Origin of the sequence: Klebsiella sp. D-Nf1, assembly GCF_002810515.1 — a bacterium.
Classification (GTDB): Bacteria; Pseudomonadota; Gammaproteobacteria; order Enterobacterales; family Enterobacteriaceae; genus Klebsiella; species Klebsiella variicola.
Genome location: NZ_PIOK01000001.1, coordinates 1,731,079 through 1,747,492 on the forward strand (window position 1 = coordinate 1,731,079; position 16,414 = coordinate 1,747,492).

15 protein-coding genes are annotated in these 16,414 nt (G+C 59.8%); 8 read left to right on the forward strand and 7 right to left on the reverse strand.

Annotated features, from left to right (window positions below):
- Nucleotides 1-13: 13 nt before the first annotated feature.
- The 4 genes from tdcD to tdcA all read right to left on the reverse strand — a co-directional run bounded on the left by tdcD (nt 14) and on the right by tdcA (nt 4,625).
- The gene (gene tdcD, locus CWM54_RS08495) at nt 14-1,219 is read right to left on the reverse strand and encodes a propionate kinase (RefSeq protein ID WP_100681142.1); all 1,206 of its coding nucleotides are present in this window, start codon (nt 1,217-1,219) and stop codon (nt 14-16) included.
- 27 nt (nt 1,220-1,246) lie between these two features.
- The gene (tdcC, locus tag CWM54_RS08500; protein ID WP_100681143.1) at nt 1,247-2,578 is read right to left on the reverse strand and encodes a threonine/serine transporter TdcC; all 1,332 of its coding nucleotides are present in this window, start codon (nt 2,576-2,578) and stop codon (nt 1,247-1,249) included.
- Between the two features lie 25 nt (nt 2,579-2,603).
- Complete coding sequence (gene tdcB, locus CWM54_RS08505; RefSeq protein ID WP_002910762.1) at nt 2,604-3,593, reverse strand: bifunctional threonine ammonia-lyase/L-serine ammonia-lyase TdcB; 990 nt, start codon at nt 3,591-3,593, stop codon at nt 2,604-2,606.
- A gap of 93 nt (nt 3,594-3,686) precedes the next feature.
- Entirely contained in the window at nt 3,687-4,625 is a 939-nt protein-coding gene (tdcA, locus tag CWM54_RS08510; protein ID WP_044612909.1) for a transcriptional regulator TdcA, read from the reverse strand.
- Between the two features lie 757 nt (nt 4,626-5,382).
- Between tdcA and CWM54_RS08520 the strand changes: the two genes are divergently transcribed.
- Genes CWM54_RS08520 through CWM54_RS08540 form a run of 5 tightly spaced genes read left to right on the forward strand, consistent with a single transcriptional unit; the run spans nt 5,383 to nt 10,096 of the window.
- Nucleotides 5,383-6,471, forward strand: a complete 1,089-nt coding sequence (locus tag CWM54_RS08520; RefSeq protein ID WP_100696736.1) for an ABC transporter ATP-binding protein — start codon at nt 5,383-5,385, stop codon at nt 6,469-6,471.
- Entirely contained in the window at nt 6,464-7,093 is a 630-nt protein-coding gene (locus CWM54_RS08525) for an ABC transporter permease (protein ID WP_100696738.1), read from the forward strand. Before CWM54_RS08520 ends, CWM54_RS08525 begins: the two co-directional genes overlap by 8 nt.
- On the forward strand, nt 7,093-7,761 hold the full coding sequence (locus CWM54_RS08530; RefSeq protein WP_100696740.1) for an ABC transporter permease: 669 nt from the start codon (nt 7,093-7,095) through the stop codon (nt 7,759-7,761). The genes CWM54_RS08525 and CWM54_RS08530 overlap by 1 nt, the downstream gene beginning before the upstream one ends.
- A gap of 60 nt (nt 7,762-7,821) precedes the next feature.
- Entirely contained in the window at nt 7,822-8,721 is a 900-nt protein-coding gene (locus CWM54_RS08535) for an ABC transporter substrate-binding protein (protein WP_100696741.1), read from the forward strand.
- Nucleotides 8,722-8,779: 58 nt separating this feature from the next.
- Nucleotides 8,780-10,096, forward strand: a complete 1,317-nt coding sequence (locus CWM54_RS08540) for an NtaA/DmoA family FMN-dependent monooxygenase (protein ID WP_227521621.1) — start codon at nt 8,780-8,782, stop codon at nt 10,094-10,096.
- Nucleotides 10,097-10,143: 47 nt separating this feature from the next.
- On the opposite strand, the gene CWM54_RS08545 is transcribed toward CWM54_RS08540, so the two are convergent.
- The 3 genes from CWM54_RS08545 to CWM54_RS08555 all read right to left on the reverse strand — a co-directional run bounded on the left by CWM54_RS08545 (nt 10,144) and on the right by CWM54_RS08555 (nt 13,206).
- Entirely contained in the window at nt 10,144-10,944 is an 801-nt protein-coding gene (locus CWM54_RS08545; protein ID WP_100681147.1) for a phosphate/phosphite/phosphonate ABC transporter substrate-binding protein, read from the reverse strand.
- A complete protein-coding gene (locus tag CWM54_RS08550; protein WP_165785793.1) occupies nt 10,937-11,923 on the reverse strand; it encodes a fatty acid desaturase in 987 nt (328 codons plus the stop codon). The genes CWM54_RS08545 and CWM54_RS08550 overlap by 8 nt, the downstream gene beginning before the upstream one ends.
- A gap of 74 nt (nt 11,924-11,997) precedes the next feature.
- On the reverse strand, nt 11,998-13,206 hold the full coding sequence (locus tag CWM54_RS08555) for an ROK family transcriptional regulator (protein ID WP_032733255.1): 1,209 nt from the start codon (nt 13,204-13,206) through the stop codon (nt 11,998-12,000).
- A 214-nt stretch (nt 13,207-13,420) separates the two neighbouring features.
- Here CWM54_RS08555 and CWM54_RS08560 point away from each other — a divergent pair, with 214 nt between their 5' ends.
- From CWM54_RS08560 to CWM54_RS08570, 3 genes are read left to right on the forward strand one after another with little or no spacing between them, the layout of a single operon-like run.
- Nucleotides 13,421-14,665: an extracellular solute-binding protein gene (locus CWM54_RS08560; RefSeq protein WP_012541291.1), complete on the forward strand. Its 1,245-nt coding sequence runs from the start codon at nt 13,421-13,423 to the stop codon at nt 14,663-14,665.
- Nucleotides 14,666-14,674: 9 nt separating this feature from the next.
- The gene (locus CWM54_RS08565) at nt 14,675-15,583 is read left to right on the forward strand and encodes a carbohydrate ABC transporter permease (protein ID WP_100696745.1); all 909 of its coding nucleotides are present in this window, start codon (nt 14,675-14,677) and stop codon (nt 15,581-15,583) included.
- Nucleotides 15,573-16,412: a carbohydrate ABC transporter permease gene (locus CWM54_RS08570; protein WP_008804323.1), complete on the forward strand. Its 840-nt coding sequence runs from the start codon at nt 15,573-15,575 to the stop codon at nt 16,410-16,412. The genes CWM54_RS08565 and CWM54_RS08570 overlap by 11 nt, the downstream gene beginning before the upstream one ends.
- Nucleotides 16,413-16,414 lie beyond the last annotated feature (2 nt).

Below are 16,414 nucleotides of genomic sequence, written 5' to 3' on the forward strand. Positions count from 1 at the left end.
ACAGAATAAAAAGTCAGGCCAGCGCCGCCGTGTGGATCCGCCCTAAGCGGATCGCATCAAGGGCAATCATGCGCTCTTCATTGGTAGGAATAACCGCGCAGCGCACCCGGCTGGCGTCGGCGGAGATCAGGCGTTCGCCGACCGAATTAGGCTGCTGGTTGCGGGCGACGTCCATCTCAAGGCCAAAGACCGCCAGCCGCTCGCTTACCAGCCGACGGATCAGCACCGAGTTCTCGCCAATCCCGCCGGTGAAAATAATGCCGTCGAGACGCTGCAGCGCGGCGGCGTGACCGGCAATATGACGGGCGATGCGATGGACAAAGGTTTTAATCGCCAGGCGGGCGCGGGCATGGCCCTCATGCCACGCCTGCTCCAGCACCCGCAGGTCGGAGGAAAGGCCGGAGATCCCCAGCAGACCGGAGGCGGTGTTGGCCACCCGCTCCAGGTCGCTGAGGGTCTGCCGGGTTTCCCCGGCAATCCACGCCATGGCGCCGAAGTCGACATCGCCGCTGCGGGTGCCCATCATCAGCCCCTCCAGCGGCGTCATCCCCATCGAGGTGTCCACGCTGCGGCCGTTGCGCACCGCGCAGATCGAGGCGCCATTGCCCAGGTGGGCGATCACCAGGCCGCTCTCCTGCTCCGGCAACCCGAGCAGCGCCAGGGCGCGCCGGGACACATAGCGGTGCGAGGTGCCGTGGAAACCGTAGCGGCGTACCCCGAGGTTCTGGTAATACTCCCACGGCAGACCATAGAGAAAAGCTTCCGGGGCCAGGGTCTGGTGAAAGCTGGTATCAAAGACCGCCACCTGCATCACTTGCGGGAACAGCCGCTGCGCCGAGGCGATGCCGCTGAGACTGGCGTAGTTATGCAGCGGGGCCAGGGACGATACCTGGCGAATGTTATTGATAACCTCCTCGCTAATAATGACCGACTCGGTGAAGAGGTCGCCGCCGTGGGCAACGCGGTGGCCAATCAGGGCCACGCTGTCGATGAGGTCGCGTTGGGCTAATGCCCCGGCAATCGCCTGCAGGGCGCCTTCATAGCCGCGCTGCGCCAGCGCCACCGGCTCGCCGCCGTTGAGCGAGAGAAACGCCCGTTCCGCGTTGATGCCCTCGGCCACGCCGTTCAGCAGGCAGTCGCAGCTGACGGCGTCCAGTACGGAAAATTTGATCGACGACGAGCCGCAGTTGATCACCAGTACTACCGGAAATTCAGTCATGTTGTACTCCGCGTGGCCTGAGCCGGATTAGAACAGTTTGTAAACGATGTTGAGGATGGTCAGCAGACCAATGGCGGTCACAAAGAGGTTATCGAGACGGCCACGGTATTTGGCCAGCGAAGGCGCTTTACGAATGGCGTACATCGGCAGCAGGCACAGCAGCGAGGCGATAATTGGCGCGCCCATGGCCTCAATCAGGTCGAGGATATTAGGGTTGGCATACGCCACCACCCAGGTCGAGCCCATGATGAACACCATGCTCAGGGTATTGAGCTTGCCGCTGGAGACCCGGGTTTTATCCCCTTTATAGCCGAAGCGCAGGATCAGACCGTTCAGCCCTTCAAGGGTGCCGAGATAGTGGCCGAAGAACGATTTGAAGATGGCCACCAGGGCGATGATCGACGCGCCATACTCCAGCAGGGTGGCAAACGAGGATTTGGTGCCCGACATCGAGGCAAAGTGGTTCGCCAGATAGGAGAGTACCGGGATATTCTGCGCCTTGGCGTCCGCCATGTTCTGCGGCGAGAGGGTAAACAGGCAACTGAAGGCGAAGAACATCACCACCGCCACCATCAGCATGCTGGCCCGGGAGATGATCTGTGAGCATTTGCGTTCGGTATACTCCCGGCCAAACTGCGCTTCATACTCTTCGCGTTTGGAGACCACAAACGAGGAGACGATTGGCGAGAAGTTAAAGGAGAAGACCATGATGGAGATGCCCAGCCATACCGTCACCAGAATGCCGTCGTGACCGGTTAAGGCGATATCGCTGAGGTTGACCTGCTCAATCACCGCGCTATTCCAGTAAGGGATCAGGGACAGGGAGATCACCACCAGGCTGGCAATAAACGGCCACACCAGATAGCTCATCACCTTGACCATCAGGTCTTTACCAAACCAGATGACAAACGCCATCAGCAGCAGCAGGAGCAGCGCCACCACCCCGCGGTTGAGAGCCGGCATCTGCAGCTGGTTCTCCCAGAAGGTCATAAAGGTGTTGGTGATCGTGACGCCATAAATCCACAGCAGCGGACAGATGGCGAAGAAGTACAGAAAGGTGATCACCACCCCGCCGGTTTTGCCAAAATGCTCTTCCACCGTTTCGGTGATATTGCCGGAGGGGTTAGCCCCCGACAGGCACAGCCGGGCCAGCGCCCGATGGCAATAGAAGGCGATGGGATAGGCCAGCACCAGCATCACCAGGATCGGGATCAGCCCGCCGAAGCCGGCGCGGATAGGGAAAAACAGCACCCCGGCGCCGATAGCGGTGCCAAACAGGCCCAGGGTCCAGGTGGTGTCAGATTTACGCCAGGACGAAAGGCTTGTCTGGCTGGATGCAATGCTCTCAGTCGTACTCATATCCTGTCCTCACTTATGTATTGAATTAAGCGTCAACAAAACCCGTAATTTGCGATACCCGGGAGAGATCGATATTGCCCCCGGAAATCAGGCTGACCGTTTTGCGGTTCTGGATATAGCTGTCTAGTTTGCCGCTTAATAACGCGGCGCAGGCCAACGCCCCGGCCCCTTCGGTGATCACTTTATTGCGCTGAATTAAGGCGACCATGCTCTGGCGAATGTCGTCCTCACTGACCAGGACGATGTCATCCACCAGCTGGCGGGCGATTTCATAGGTCAGTTTCCCTGGCCGGGCGACATCGCAACCATCGGCTAAGGTGCCGGCGTGGCGATGGCTGGTGATCTCCCCGGCATACCAGGAGGCGGCCATCCCGTGAACATTTTCTGACTGCACGCCGATAATGCGGATCGTCGGGTTAATGGATTTAATCGCAATCGCGATGCCGGCAATTAAGCCCCCGCCGCCAATGGGCACGATGACATTATCCACGTCATACAGATCTTCTAATATTTCGAGGCCAATCGTTCCCTGCCCGGCGATAACCTGCGGGTCGTCATAGGGGGGAATAAAAATACGCCCCTCAAGTTCAACAATATCGCTGGCTTTGGCGAGGGTATCGTTAAAGTTATCGCCATGCAGGACTACCTCTGCCGAATAATCACAGGTGGCGGCGACTTTCGATTTCGGCGCCCCTTTCGGCATCACCACTTTCCCGTCAATGCCCAGCATGGCGCAGGAGAGCGAGACCCCCTGCGCATGGTTGCCCGCCGAACAGGCCACCACCCCTTTGCGTTTTTCCGCCGCGGTTAAACCGCAGAGCTTATTAAAGGCACCGCGGATTTTAAATGAGCCTGTGCGCTGCATATTTTCGAATTTAAGGAATATTTCACCCTGGCAGCGTTCACTAAAATAATTCGAGCGGGGCATGCCCGTTTTATATATTTTTCCCGCCAGGCGTTGCTTCGCCTCGAGAATATCGTCAATGGATACCGGAAGATCGTAGGTAATATGCATGATAGCCTCTGTATCTTAATATAAAGTCAATGACCGGGCGTCATCCTGCTGATAACAGCGAGGAAGTGTGTTGGGTTATTTAATCAATATCAGTCAGGCAATTTCTATTGGCTGCCAGTGGCGGTTGCCCTGCCCCGAAGAATACTGTTTCGCCATCTCCACTAGCGACGCCGCCGCGGTTTTAAGCCGGTAATTCTTCGACCATACCGCCGCATAGCGCGCTACCGGCAAGGCCTCTTTAATGGGGATGGTGACAAACTGGCTCGAGCCGAACGGCGTGGTCATGTCGCAGGGGATCACCGTCAGAAAATCGGCATTGAGTACCAGGTTATAGATCGTCACCACCGAATCGGTATTGACGATATTTTCGCGGCGGATGCCGCTGCGCTGCAGGGTGGTCAGCAGTTCGCTGTAATAGCCCATATTAGTCTCCGGCAGCACCCACTGCTCATGCTGGAGCGAGGCCAGGCGGACGGTGCCATTGCCGATCCGCGCCCGGTTCGCCACCAGCACAAACTCAGATTCAAACAGCGGCTCGACGTGCAGGTCCTGTAGTTTCATCTCATCGCTCAGCGTCCCGATGGCGAAGTCGAGACGCCCGTCGCGGATCGCCGGTAAAAAAGCGGAGAGCTGCGCTTCATACATCGATACCCGCGCCTTCGGGAAAGTCATTTTAAACTGATGCACCATCTCCGACATAAAGGTAAACCCGACCAGCGAAGGGAAACCAAAGGAGACATCCACCACCGCGCTGTTGGTCAGAGCATTCATTTCATTGACCATATTTTTCATTTCACGGGTGATCGCTTCTGACCAGTTGAGAAATACCTGCCCGGCCTCGGTGAGCGAAACGCCGGTATTTCGCCGGACGATTAATTCGCTGCCAAAATAACTTTCCATGTCACCAATGATTTTACTGACCGCCGGCTGAGTGAGTCCTAACGCTTTTGCTCCGGCCCCGATTGACCCACTGCGGATCACTTCCTGGAAAACCACCAGATGCTGTGTTTTAGGCAGAGAAAAAGTATTCATCGCGTCTCACTTTCATTCCTTTGTTGACGGCGGAAAGTGTAACAAATCGCGATTGCCGGGTTATGTGAGAGCTCTCACAAAGGCTCCGCCGCGGCGGATAGCCAGACTTCGCCAACAAAAATAAAAACATTAAAATCATTAAGTTATAATAAAAATGAGTGTTCTTTATGCGACTTCCGGCGTGCGCGAATGCGGGGATAAAAATAATTGATGGCGATAACAGCGCCGCTAAAATGGCGATAAAAAATACGCCTTTTGTACGCTATTCGAGCATCACTGTCAGGCTGGTGGGAAATCCAAAAATTAAATTAATGCTGTAAACAATAAAAAGCGGATGCAATAAACGCCGTTATTTAACGACAAGCCGGTTGGGCATCACATTTTATCCCCGGCGGTTGGGGAAAATGCGCAGTCATTATTTACACCAAAGAAACATTAAATTCACAATCTTGTTTTTCTTGTGCGGCGGACGGTGCTGCTTTTTCCGCCATCTCACAGCCGGTCATACTTTGATTAAAATCAACCCTGGTAATTTATCTTTTACGGCGGCCAATGGAGAGTCATTTGTGTTGCCGATCACAAATCCATAAAACAACGGCCTGGCCTCTCTTCCCCCGCAGATGATTAACCAGCTTTTCACTATGCAAATGCAAATAACGTATTTGCCCTCCCCGCAGGCGCTCTGTAGTTTGAGCCAGGATCCCGGCGCCAGTTTATCCGGGTCAGGACTTTATTATTCAGAGTGTTAAATTCCGCCATGATAAAATTAGCGCATCTTTTTAAAACCTATCCAGGCAGCGCCCAGCCGGCCATTCGCGACCTCAGTCTGGATATTGATCATGGCGAATTCTGCACCTTCGTCGGCCCGAGCGGCTGCGGAAAAACGACTATCCTGCGGATGATTAACCAGCTGGATATTCCCGACAGCGGCGACGTCTATATTCAGGGCGTCCGTCTCGCTGACGCTGATATTATCCAGATCCGCCGCCAGATCGGCTTCGTGATGCAAAGCGCTGCGCTCTTTCCCCATCGTACCGTGGCGCAAAATATCGCTACCGTGCCGCGGCTGGCGGGCTGGAGCAAAGCGCGGATCCGCGCGCGGATTGACGAACTGGTGGCGCTGATGTCGCTCGATAGTCATCTGCTGCACCGCTATCCGCATCAGCTCTCCGGCGGCCAGCAGGGGCGTGTGGCCATCGCCCGCGCTATCGCCGCCGATCCGCCCATTTTACTGATGGATGAGCCTTTCGCCGCCATCGACCCGGTGGTCCGCGAACGCCTCCAGGATGAGCTCTTGCTCCTGCAGCAGCGGCTGCAGAAAACCATTGTATTAGTGACCCACGACATCAATGAAGCGATCCGCCTCGGCGATAAAATCGCCATTTTCCAGGAAGGCGGCGTGCTGGCGCAGTTTGATACCCCCGACCGTATTCTGGCCCACCCGGCGAGCGAGTTCGTGCGCCGCTTTATTGGCCCGGAACCCAATCTGAAGCGGCTGGGCATGATACAGGTCGGCCAGCTGCCGCGTCACGATGTCCCCCTGCTCGACGAAGCGCTGACGCCGATCGCCAGCGCCCATCCACCGCTGGCCAGCCCGTTGCGTCTGGTGCTTGACCGCCAGCGACGCCCGCTGCACTGGTTTGATCCGCTGCGGGGCCTCACCCTGCCGGTGGAGCGCCCGCTCGCCAGCAGCCACAGCCTGCGTTTTGCCTACAGCGCGCTGCTCGACGTGGCGACCGGCGTGCTGGTGCATGTGGATGACGAAGGACAATACCAGGGGGCGGTATCCCACACCCTGCTGCAGCAGGTGCTCGACGGCGCGGTGGGGGTGCGATCTCATGATTGACTGGAGCTGGGTTATCGATAACCGCGCGATGATCGGCGATCTGCTCTTGCAGCATGCGCGGATGGTCCTGCTGGCCCTGCTTTTCGGCTCCCTGCTCACCGGCGGCCTGTTAGCGGTGACCTTACGCTGGCCCGCGACGGCGCAGCCGCTCATCACCCTGTGCGGCGTGCTCTTTACCATTCCCTCGCTGGCGCTGTTTATTTTATTGCTGCCGTTTACCGGGCTGTCGCTGACCACCTCGCTGATTGGCCTGACGCTGTACTCCCTGCTGATCCTGCTGCGCAACGTGCTGGCCGGCATGGAGAAGCTGCCGCAGGCGGCGCTGGAGTCCGCGCGGGCGCTCGGCTACACCCGCGGGTTCCGCTTCTTCGATATCGAGCTGTGGCTGCTGCTGCCCTCTCTGTTTGCCGGGCTGCGCATTGCCTCGGTGACGCTGGTCGGCCTGGTCACCGTCACGGCGCTGATCGGCCAGGGCGGGCTGGGGCAGCTGCTGCTGGCGGGTTTTAATCAGGACTTTCTGACGCCGATTGTCGTTAGCCTGGTCCTGAGCCTGCTCCTGTCGCTGGTCTTTGACGGGCTGATTGCCCGTCTTGGCGACTGGCTAACGCCGTGGACCGAATGATGACGCTGCTTCTCGCCACCTTTCACTGGCTAACCCAGCCGGAGCACTGGCTGGGTGACGAGGGCATCTTGCTGCGCCTCGGCCAACACCTTTATTACGTGCTGGTCAGTATGGCCGTGGCCTGCGCCATTGCCCTGCCGCTCGGCATTGCGCTGGGCTACTGGCGCAAAGGCGCCTTTGTGGTGATCAACCTGTTTAATCTCGGCCGCGCCATTCCGTCGTTAGGGCTGATTTTATTATGCATCATTGTTTTTGGCTTTAACGATATCCCGGTGCTGGCGGCGCTTATCGCGCTCTCGATCCCGCCCATTCTCACTAACACCTGGGTGGGGATTTATCACGCCGACCGTCCACTGTGCGATGCGGCCATCGCGCTGGGCATGACCCCCTGGCAAAACCTGTGGCAGGTGCGGATCCCGCTGGCGGCGCCGCTGATCCTCGCCGGGGTGCGCACGGCGCTGGTTCAGCTTATCGCCACGGCGGTGGTCGCGGCCTATGCCGGTCTGGGTGGGCTGGGACGTTTTCTGATCGACGGCCTCGGGCAGCGGGATATCCCGCAGGTGATCGGCGGCTCGCTGGTGGTTTCCCTGCTGGCGATAGGCGGTGAACTGCTTTTCGCCCGCTGCGCCGGCCGCCTGGTTCATCGCCGTATTGCCGCGCCTTATTAGCGTGAAACTGACATGACCCCAGCGCCTGGGGCTGATTAACCTGAAAATAAAAGAGGTATTATGAAGCAATTATTTGGCAAGGCCGTCACCGCCCGTCGATTTCGTCTCTCGCTGCTGGCTGCCGGGCTATTCAGCCTGAGCGTTAGCAGCCTTGCCGCCAGCGTCACGGTGGGCGGGGCCAACTTTACCGAAAGCTCCATTCTCGCCAACATCTACGCCAGCGCGTTAAAGAAAAATCATATCGAGGCCAACACCCGTCTCAACCTTGGCAACCGGGAAATTATTATTCCGGCGCTGCAGAGCGGTGAGATCGATATCGTCCCGGAATATCTTGGCGCTCTGCTCAATTTCTATAACGGCAAGACCGAGGCCACCAGCCAGCAGGCCGTTAGCGCTGAGCTGGCCCAGGCCCTGCCCGCCGATTTCACCCTGTTGACCCCGGCCCCGGCCACCTCGATCACCGCCTGGGCGGTACGTGCCGAGACCGCGGAGAAATACCATCTGCGCACCCTCTCCGACCTGAAGCCCGTCGCCCCGCAGCTGGTGATCGGCGGACCACCGGAGCTGGCGGTACGCGCCCTGGGCCTGCCGGGGCTGAAGCGCGTCTATGGTCTTGAGTTCAAAGCGGTGAAATCGCTGGACATGGGCGGGCCGCTGACCCGGCTGGCGCTCAATTCGGGCAAAATCGACGTCGCGACGGTCATCTCCACCCAGGGCAACCTGGCGAAGGAGAAATGGGTGGTTCTGGAAGATGATAAACATGAGCAACCGAGTCAGAACGTGGTGCCGCTGGTGCGCAAAGCCAGCCTGACGCCGGAGATCAGCGCCGTGCTCAATGAGGTTTCCGGCAAGCTGGACAATGCCACGCTGATTGCCCTCAACCAGCAGGTGGATCTCCAGCATAAAGATCCGGCAGCCGTCGCCGAGCAATGGGTTAATGCCAACCTCACCCAACACTGACCGTCACCCCGCCACGGATGGCGTTCAGCCGCGAGTCCACGCTATGTCTACCCGACACATGATCCTGAACCTGTTCTTTTATAACCCGCAGGGGGATTACCGTTTCTCCTGGCGTCACCCTGACGCTCCAGAAGCGGAAATATTTACCCTCAACTATTACGCCAGTCTGGCGCGCAAGGCCGAAGCGGCGACCCTCGACGCTATCTTTGTCGCCGACCATATCGCGGTGTGGGATACGGTGCCCAGCGGCCTGACCCACTATGCCAACGCCCGGCTTGAACCCCTGACGCTGCTCTCCGCCCTCGCCGCGGTGACGGAGCATATCGGTCTGATGGCCACCGCGTCGACCTCCTATAACGAACCCTATAACCTGGCGCGCTACTTTGCCTCGCTGGATTTCCTCAGCAATGGTCGGGCCAGCTGGAATGTGGTGACGTCGTGGCTGGAAGAAGAGGCGGCAAACTTCGGTCTGGAGCAGCTTCCCCGCCACGGCACCCGCTACCAGCGGGCCAATGAATTCATCGACGTGGTCACTCGCCTGTGGGATTCCTGGGAAGATGGCGCGGCGATCTTCGATAAAGCGCACGGATTATTCGCCGATGCCGGCAAGGTGCATCACCTCGACTATCAGGGCGAGTACTTTCGCGTGCGCGGCCCGCTCAACGTCCCTCGCCCGCCGCAGGGCCATCCGCTGCTGGTGCAGGCCGGCTCTTCAGAGGCGGGAAAAGCGCTGGCCGCCGCCTGGTCTGATATGCACTTCGTGTTTATTCACTCGATCGCCGAAGGGCTGGCCTATCGCGAAGAGATGAACCAGCGGCTGCGCCAGCACGGGCGCGATCCGGCCCATTTCAACATTATCGCCGGGGTCCTGCCGGTGGTGGTGAACTCCAGCGAGGAAAAGGCGGCCCGCCAGCAGCTTAACGAGCAGTTGATGAGCGACCAGATGGCTATCGACCTGCTCTCCTCTTATCTTCGGATGGATCTCAGCACCCTGCCACGGGACCAACCCCTGCCGCCGCTCCCCGATGAAGAGAGCTTTGATGGCATCCGCACGGCGCTGAAGCTTATCCGCCAGTACGATCCGCGGCTCACCCTGCTGGAGTTGGGGAAATTGTTATTACAGAGTTCCGATAGCTGGCTGCTGCTGGGCAGTGCCGAGGAGATTGCCGCCACCTTAACAGAGACCTGGCAGGCGGGCGCCGCCGATGGGTTCAACCTGATGTTCCCGCTGCTGCCGGGAGACTTTGACCGCTTTGTTGACCAGGTGGTGCCGATTCTGCAGCGTAACGGCGCCATGCGCGATCGCTATCCACCCGGCACCCTGCGTGAAAAGCTCGGTCTGCCCGCGGTGGAAAACCGCTTCACCGCGCCGTAGCCCGACGTGGCCCGCCCCGGCACAGATCGCTGGCCGGGGCATTTTACCTATAGCTGGCTGACTCCCAGCGCCGCGGCCTCATCCCGCCACGCCAGCAGCGGCGCATAGGCCTCCCGCGGCATATCGCTGTAGCCGCAGATCAGTAAGGCGTCGCACTGGGGACGATAGCGCGCATCGCTCACCAACTGCTGGAGCGCCTCGCGCAGGCTATTCAGCGTCGCCGCCGGGGTGGCGCCAGCGGTGATCAGCGGCAGCCCTGGCGCGGCCGGGCTCCAGCCGATCGCCACCAGGCCTGCCAGGGCCTGCGGCTGATGGCGCTGCAGTAGCGCGTAGGTCACGCAGTCGATGGCGGCGATATCGGCGTTTTCCTGCTGCAGCTCGCGCAGCGACTGCCGATGGCTGCCGCTGAACACCACCGCCGAAAAAAATCGCCCCTCCCGGGAGAGCGGCGCGACCATTTTACGCAGCACGTTGTAGCCGGACTGCGAGTGCTCGGCATTGCACACGGCCCGACGGCCAAAAAAGTCCCCCAGCATCCGGTGACTATCCGCTTCGCGGACCACCAACAGGCTGCGGTAGCGTCGCCCTTCACAACCGGGCGCGGCGTAGTGGAAACAGCCCACCGTCTGCACCTCCGGCAGCTGGGTCACCAGCGGGTAGCCGCAGGTCTGGCTCAGCAACAGCGTCGGCTGGCGCCAGTGGTCCAGCAGATCCTCGGGGTCAGCCGCCGGAGGGTCTCCCGTCACGGTCACGCCGCGTTCGGCCAGCAGCGACTGCACCGCCTGCCACAGGGCCTGGGTCTGTTGACGGTGGATGGCATACATCGGAAAGGTCATGCGTTCAGCCATGTTCTCCTCCCGCTTGCGCCTGCTCGCCAAAGCCCGGATGGGCGTTCACCGCCACCGCCCGGCGGCCAAAATGGCGTCGCCACTCACCGTACCCGCGCACCAGGAACCCCTGATTACGCTGCAGATAAGCCGCCTGGCGATGCAGATACAGCCGACGTAAACCGTACCAGGGGACGCCGGGCAGGTCATGATGCACCGCATGGTAATTGAGATTGAGGAACAGCACCCGCCAGGGGAGCCCGGCCTCGTTGATCACCGAGCGGGCCAGCGGGTCATCCGCGGCGCGGTGTTCGAGAAAAGAGCGCACTTTGGTCAGGGCCAGCGCCGGGTAGCTCACCGCCAGCACAAACCACAGTGGGGAAAACCCCTGCGCCGCCATCCAGGTCAGCAGGCCCGTCAGCAGCAACAGATGCAGACTCCACATGGCGATAGCGCGGCGGTCACCCTCGCGGAAAGCCCGCAGCGCGCTGTTCAGGGTGTGAATAATATCCATCAGCGGCGCCAGCAGCAGACGCCCCCAGAAGGTGTTGCGCAGGTGGATAAGGCGGCGCTGCCAGGCAGAGAAGCGCTGCCAGCTTTCCGCCGTCACATAGTACGATTCAGGGTCGTCCTCGGGGTGCGTCAGCAGATGGTTGCGATGGTGCGCCAGGTGGCTGTCGCGGTAGATGCCGTAGGGATACCAGACCGCCAGCGGCAGCGTCCCCAACAGCTGGTTAAACCATGCCAGCCGGGTGGGATGCCCATGGATAAGCTCGTGCTGTAAGGACATATACCAGGTGGTAAACCAGATCAGCAGCAGCGTGGCCGGCATCAAACCCAGCGTCCGCCAGCCCGCCACGCAGGCAAACCAGCCGCCGTAAACCGTCACAATCAGCAGCCATGTCGGCAGCTCGCTGCGCCACAGCCAGCTGCGCGCCAGCTGGCGGATCAGGATGCGCTGTTGGTCATCCACATAGACAGCCGTCTTCTTTTCCGTCACTTCCGATACCTTGCCGTGTTGCCTCATTCCCTCCGAAGATGTGAGATAACACGTTAAATAACAAAGTATTTAATTTACTTAGCTTTGCCAAAAAGCGCGTTTGTATTCACCGCTTTCATCAACACCTGAAACTGCGGATTAAATTCATCAAAGATTGGCAGCGCAGCGGCGCCCAGCGCGGCGGTATCGGTGCCGGTCATCCCCATTTTGACACGCTGCGCCGGCAGGTAACGCCCGCGCACAGACTGATACAGCGGCGGCAGCCGCGCCAGCACTTTCTCCAGCAAGGGGGCGGGCATCATACCGCCCACCACCACCGTCTCGGCATCGAAGACGCACTCCAGCAAATTGATCGCCTGACGCAACGGCGCCAGGATGCTGGTGATCCACTGGTCGAAAAGCGCAGCGTCCACCGACAGCAGATCCTCCGGCAGCGCGCGATAGGGGTCGAGGCCGCAAAACTCATAGGCCGCCTGCAGCGAAACATAGCGCTCAAGGCATCCCTCATTCCCGCAATAGCAAGGGCGACCGTTCGGCGCGACCACAATATGCCCGACCTCACCGGCGTTATGGGCATGGCCGGTATACACATGACCATCGGTAAAAATACCGGCGCCCAGACCGGTGCCAATATAGAGATAGACAAAAGAGTTGAGCTGCCGCGCCACGCCGTGAAAGCGTTCGCCAATGGCGGCCACCGTGGCGTCGTTTTCGAGAGTCACCGGCAGGCCGCTGAGTCGCCCGAGCTCCGCCGCTACATCGACCCCTTCCCAGCCGTTGAGCGTCGTGGGTCCCGTCGACGAGATCCCTTCCACGCCAAAGGGCCCCGGCATCACGACCCCCATCCCCAGCACCCGCGACCAGTCCAGCGTCGGCAGCGCACGGATCTCATCCAGCACCTCGGCGAGGCGGGCAAAGGTCGCACCAGGCTGGGGCTTTTGCACCAGAATGAGTCGGCGAAAATGGACCTCGCCGGCCAGATCCACCAGCACCACAATTAGCGTCTGATGATCAAGATGGATGCCAATTGACCAGGCGCTGGCGGGATTGAGGCTCACCGGCACCGCTGGCTGTCCACGGCCGCTGGCGCGCCGCGGTTGGTGGCTGGTCAGGAGATCCATCTGCTCCAGCTCCGCCACAATATTCGACACGGTCTGCGGGGTCAGCGCGGTCAGCCGCGCCAGCTCGGCGCGGGTCAGCTCGCCATGTAAACGCACCGCCTCAATGATCACCCGGCGGTTATGGACCCGGGCATGTTCAAGGTTTGTACCTGATGTTTTCATCGTTTCCCTTCCAGGCTGGACTGGTGAAATTTTAGCCGGCATCACAGATCTGACAACGACCCGCGCAGGCGAGCCTTCGCGATGGCATACCCTTTGCTACGCTTAGTGCTGGGACCACTCGGGAGATGTTGCCGATATTGTCGCCCTGATTAAATCAATCAAATTGATTTAATAAATCATAACCCCTTTCAGTACAGCACAGCGGAGAGCAAAGATGAAATACCACAGCGCACTACGGGTCAACGCCTGTCTGCTGGCGATGCTCGTTATCAGCGGGAGCGTCAGCGCAGCGACCCAGATTAATGCCCTGTTCATGACCCAGGCGGCCTATAGCGAAAACGACATTCGCGCGATGACCAGTGACTTCGAAAAGCAACACCCTGACGTGAAGGTCAACCTCGAATTCGTCCCCTATGAAGCGCTGCACGACAAGATCGTCGCCGCCCGCGGCGCGGGGGGTAACGGCTACGATGTGGTGCTGTTCGACGCGATCTGGCCGGCGGAGTTTAGCCGCTACGATCTGCTGCAGGATGTCTCCTCACGGATTGCCGCCGACGAGCGCGAAAAGATTTTCCCCGGGGCGATGAATACCGTGGTGTATCAAGGCAAAACCCTCGGCATGCCGTGGATCCTCGACACCAAATATCTGTACTACAACAAAGCCATGCTGGACAAAGCGGGGATCAAAACGCCGCCTGCCAGCTGGCAGCAGGTAATGGACGACGCCAAAGTGCTTAAGGACAAAGGGATCGTTAAATATCCTCTGGTCTGGAGCTGGTCGCAAGCGGAAGCGCTGGTCTGCGATTACACCACCCTCGTCTCCGGCTTCGGCGGGAGCTTCTACCAGAACGGCAAGCTCGATTTTTCGACGCCCGCCTCGCTGAAAGCGGTCACGCTGATGAAAACCTCGCTCGATCAGGGGCTGAGCAACCCGGCCTCACGTGAATACCTTGAGGAGGATGTGCGTAAGGCTTTCTCCAATGGCGACGCCGCCTTTGCGCTCAACTGGACCTATATGTACAACATGGCCAACGATCCGAAACAGAGTAAAGTCGCAGGTGATGTGGGCATTGTCCCCGCCCCAGGCGATACCCCGGATAAACCCGGCGCCGTCAACGGTTCAATGGGGCTGGGCATCGCCAAAGCCAGTCAGCATCCGGAAGAGGCCTGGCAGTATATTCACTATCTGACCTCCCAGCCGGTACAGGACAAGTATGCCAAACTGAGCTTGCCGGTGTGGAAAGCCTCGTACCAGGATCCTGCCGTTGCCAAAGGCCAGGAGAGCCTGATCGCCGCCGCCGACAAGTCGTTGAACGTGATGCTTTCTCGTCCCGAAACGGCAGATTACTCGCGCCTGTCAAATACCCTGCAACAGCAGCTTCAGTCGGTACTGCAGGGTAAAGCCACGCCCGACGTCGCCCTCAAGGCGGTCGACACCAGCGCGGCCCGTCTGCGTTAAGGAGGCATGATGCTGAGTCTGCAACGACGCGAGCATCGTCAGGCATGGGTGCTGTTAGCGCCCATGCTTATCGCGATGTTTATCCTCACCGCATGGCCGCTGGCGCGCACGCTGTGGCTGAGTTTTACCGATACCGCGCTGGCGGGAAGCGGCGAGGCGACCCACTACGTCTGGCTGGATAATTATCTTTATGCCCTGACCGACCCGGACTTTCGTGCGGCCTTCGCGCGAACGCTCTATTTCACCGTGGTCTCGGTGGCGATTGAGGGGGCGATCGGCGTACTGGTGGCGCTGTTGTTGAATCAGCGTTTTGTCGGGCGAAATGTCCTGCGGGTGCTGGTGATCCTGCCGTGGGCGTTGCCGACTATCGTCAACGCCATGATGTGGCGGCTTAACTTTAATCCCGACTACGGCAGCGTTAATGCTCTGCTCAGCCAGCTGGGGCTGATTGACAGCTATCGCAGCTGGCTGGGCTCGCCGGATTCTGCGCTGCACGCGGTGATGCTGGCGGATATCTGGAAAAACTACCCGCTGGTCACCCTGCTGGTGCTGGCCGCCCTGCAGTCCGTTCCCGACGATCTGTACGAGGCGGCGCGGCTCGACGGCGCCTCGGCCTGGCGGCGTTTTCGCGCCATTACCTTTCCGGCCATTGTGGGCCCCCTTGGCGTCGCGCTGGTGCTACGCACCATCGATGCCTTCAAAGTGTTCGACATTATCTATGTGATGACCCGCGGCGGCCCGCTCAACAGCACCAAAACGCTGAGCTTTTTTGTCTATCAGGAGTCCTTCAGCTACCTGCGCGCCGGCAGCGGCGCGGCCTACGCCATGCTGATGAGCCTGATGTGCGCCGTGCTGATAGCCCTGTATCTGTTTTTGCTGCTGCGTCAGCGGCGCCGGAGTGTTGATGATGAAGCGTAAAGGGTACATCGTACTGCGTTACCTGGCGGCGCTGGCGGTGGCGATCTCGATCCTCGCCCCGATGCTGTGGCTGTTTTTGATGAGCGTCAGCACCACCGCGGACCTCACCCGCGTCCCGCTGGAGTGGCTCCCGCGGCAGTGGGACTTCAGCCGCTATGGCCACCTGCTGTCGCTGGCCCCTGGCGAACCCGGGGCGCTGTTTCTTCCCGCGCTGGGCAACAGCCTGCTGGTGGCCGCCGGCGCGACGCTGGTGTCGCTGTTGCTGGCGATCCCCGCCGCCTTCAGCTTTTCGCGTTATCCCGGCCGCGACGGCTGGCTGTACGCCGGCCTCGGCATCTATATGGTGCCGCCCGTGGCCTTTGTGCTGCCGCTCTATTTTATTCTTGAACACTTTGGCCTGCTCAACACCCGCAGCGGGCTGGTGCTGGTCTATTGCTCGCTGATCGTGCCGTTTCTGACGTGGATGGTCAAAAACCAGTTCGATACCCTGCCGCAGGATATCGAGCAGGCGGCCCGGCTTGACGGTCTGCGCATCTGGCAGGTCCTGCTGCGTATCACTCTGCCGCTGGCGAAACCGATGCTTGGCGCCGCCGCGCTGTTCGGCTGGCTGCTGGCGTGGGACGAGTTTTTCTATGCGCTACTGTTCACCAGCAACCTCGCCGCCCAAACGCTGCCGGTGACCATCGCCGGCTTCACCGCTGGCCGCGCCACCGATGACGGGCTGGTGGCGGCGGTCGGCATACTGGCCTCAGTCCCTCCGCTGTTGATTGCTATCTGGCTGCAAAAATCGCTGGTCAGCGGCCTCACCAACGGAGGAAGTAAAGGATAACT

Bases quoted from the DNA above. Each gene is read 5' to 3' on its own strand.
- tdcD (WP_100681142.1), bottom strand. From the start codon at position 1,219: ATGACTGAATTTCCGGTAGTACTGGTGATCAACTGCGGCTCGTCGTCG.
- CWM54_RS08545 (WP_100681147.1), bottom strand. From the start codon at position 10,944: ATGGCTGAACGCATGACCTTTCCGATGTATGCCATCCACCGTCAACAG.
- CWM54_RS08520 (WP_100696736.1), top strand. From the start codon at position 5,383: ATGATAAAATTAGCGCATCTTTTTAAAACCTATCCAGGCAGCGCCCAG.
- tdcB (WP_002910762.1), bottom strand. From the start codon at position 3,593: ATGCATATTACCTACGATCTTCCGGTATCCATTGACGATATTCTCGAG.
- CWM54_RS08560 (WP_012541291.1), top strand. From the start codon at position 13,421: ATGAAATACCACAGCGCACTACGGGTCAACGCCTGTCTGCTGGCGATG.
- tdcA (WP_044612909.1), bottom strand. From the start codon at position 4,625: ATGAATACTTTTTCTCTGCCTAAAACACAGCATCTGGTGGTTTTCCAG.
- CWM54_RS08555 (WP_032733255.1), bottom strand. From the start codon at position 13,206: ATGAAAACATCAGGTACAAACCTTGAACATGCCCGGGTCCATAACCGC.
- CWM54_RS08540 (WP_227521621.1), top strand. From the start codon at position 8,780: ATGATCCTGAACCTGTTCTTTTATAACCCGCAGGGGGATTACCGTTTC.
- tdcC (WP_100681143.1), bottom strand. From the start codon at position 2,578: ATGAGTACGACTGAGAGCATTGCATCCAGCCAGACAAGCCTTTCGTCC.
- CWM54_RS08535 (WP_100696741.1), top strand. From the start codon at position 7,822: ATGAAGCAATTATTTGGCAAGGCCGTCACCGCCCGTCGATTTCGTCTC.
- CWM54_RS08565 (WP_100696745.1), top strand. From the start codon at position 14,675: ATGCTGAGTCTGCAACGACGCGAGCATCGTCAGGCATGGGTGCTGTTA.
- CWM54_RS08570 (WP_008804323.1), top strand. From the start codon at position 15,573: ATGAAGCGTAAAGGGTACATCGTACTGCGTTACCTGGCGGCGCTGGCG.
- CWM54_RS08525 (WP_100696738.1), top strand. From the start codon at position 6,464: ATGATTGACTGGAGCTGGGTTATCGATAACCGCGCGATGATCGGCGAT.
- CWM54_RS08530 (WP_100696740.1), top strand. From the start codon at position 7,093: ATGACGCTGCTTCTCGCCACCTTTCACTGGCTAACCCAGCCGGAGCAC.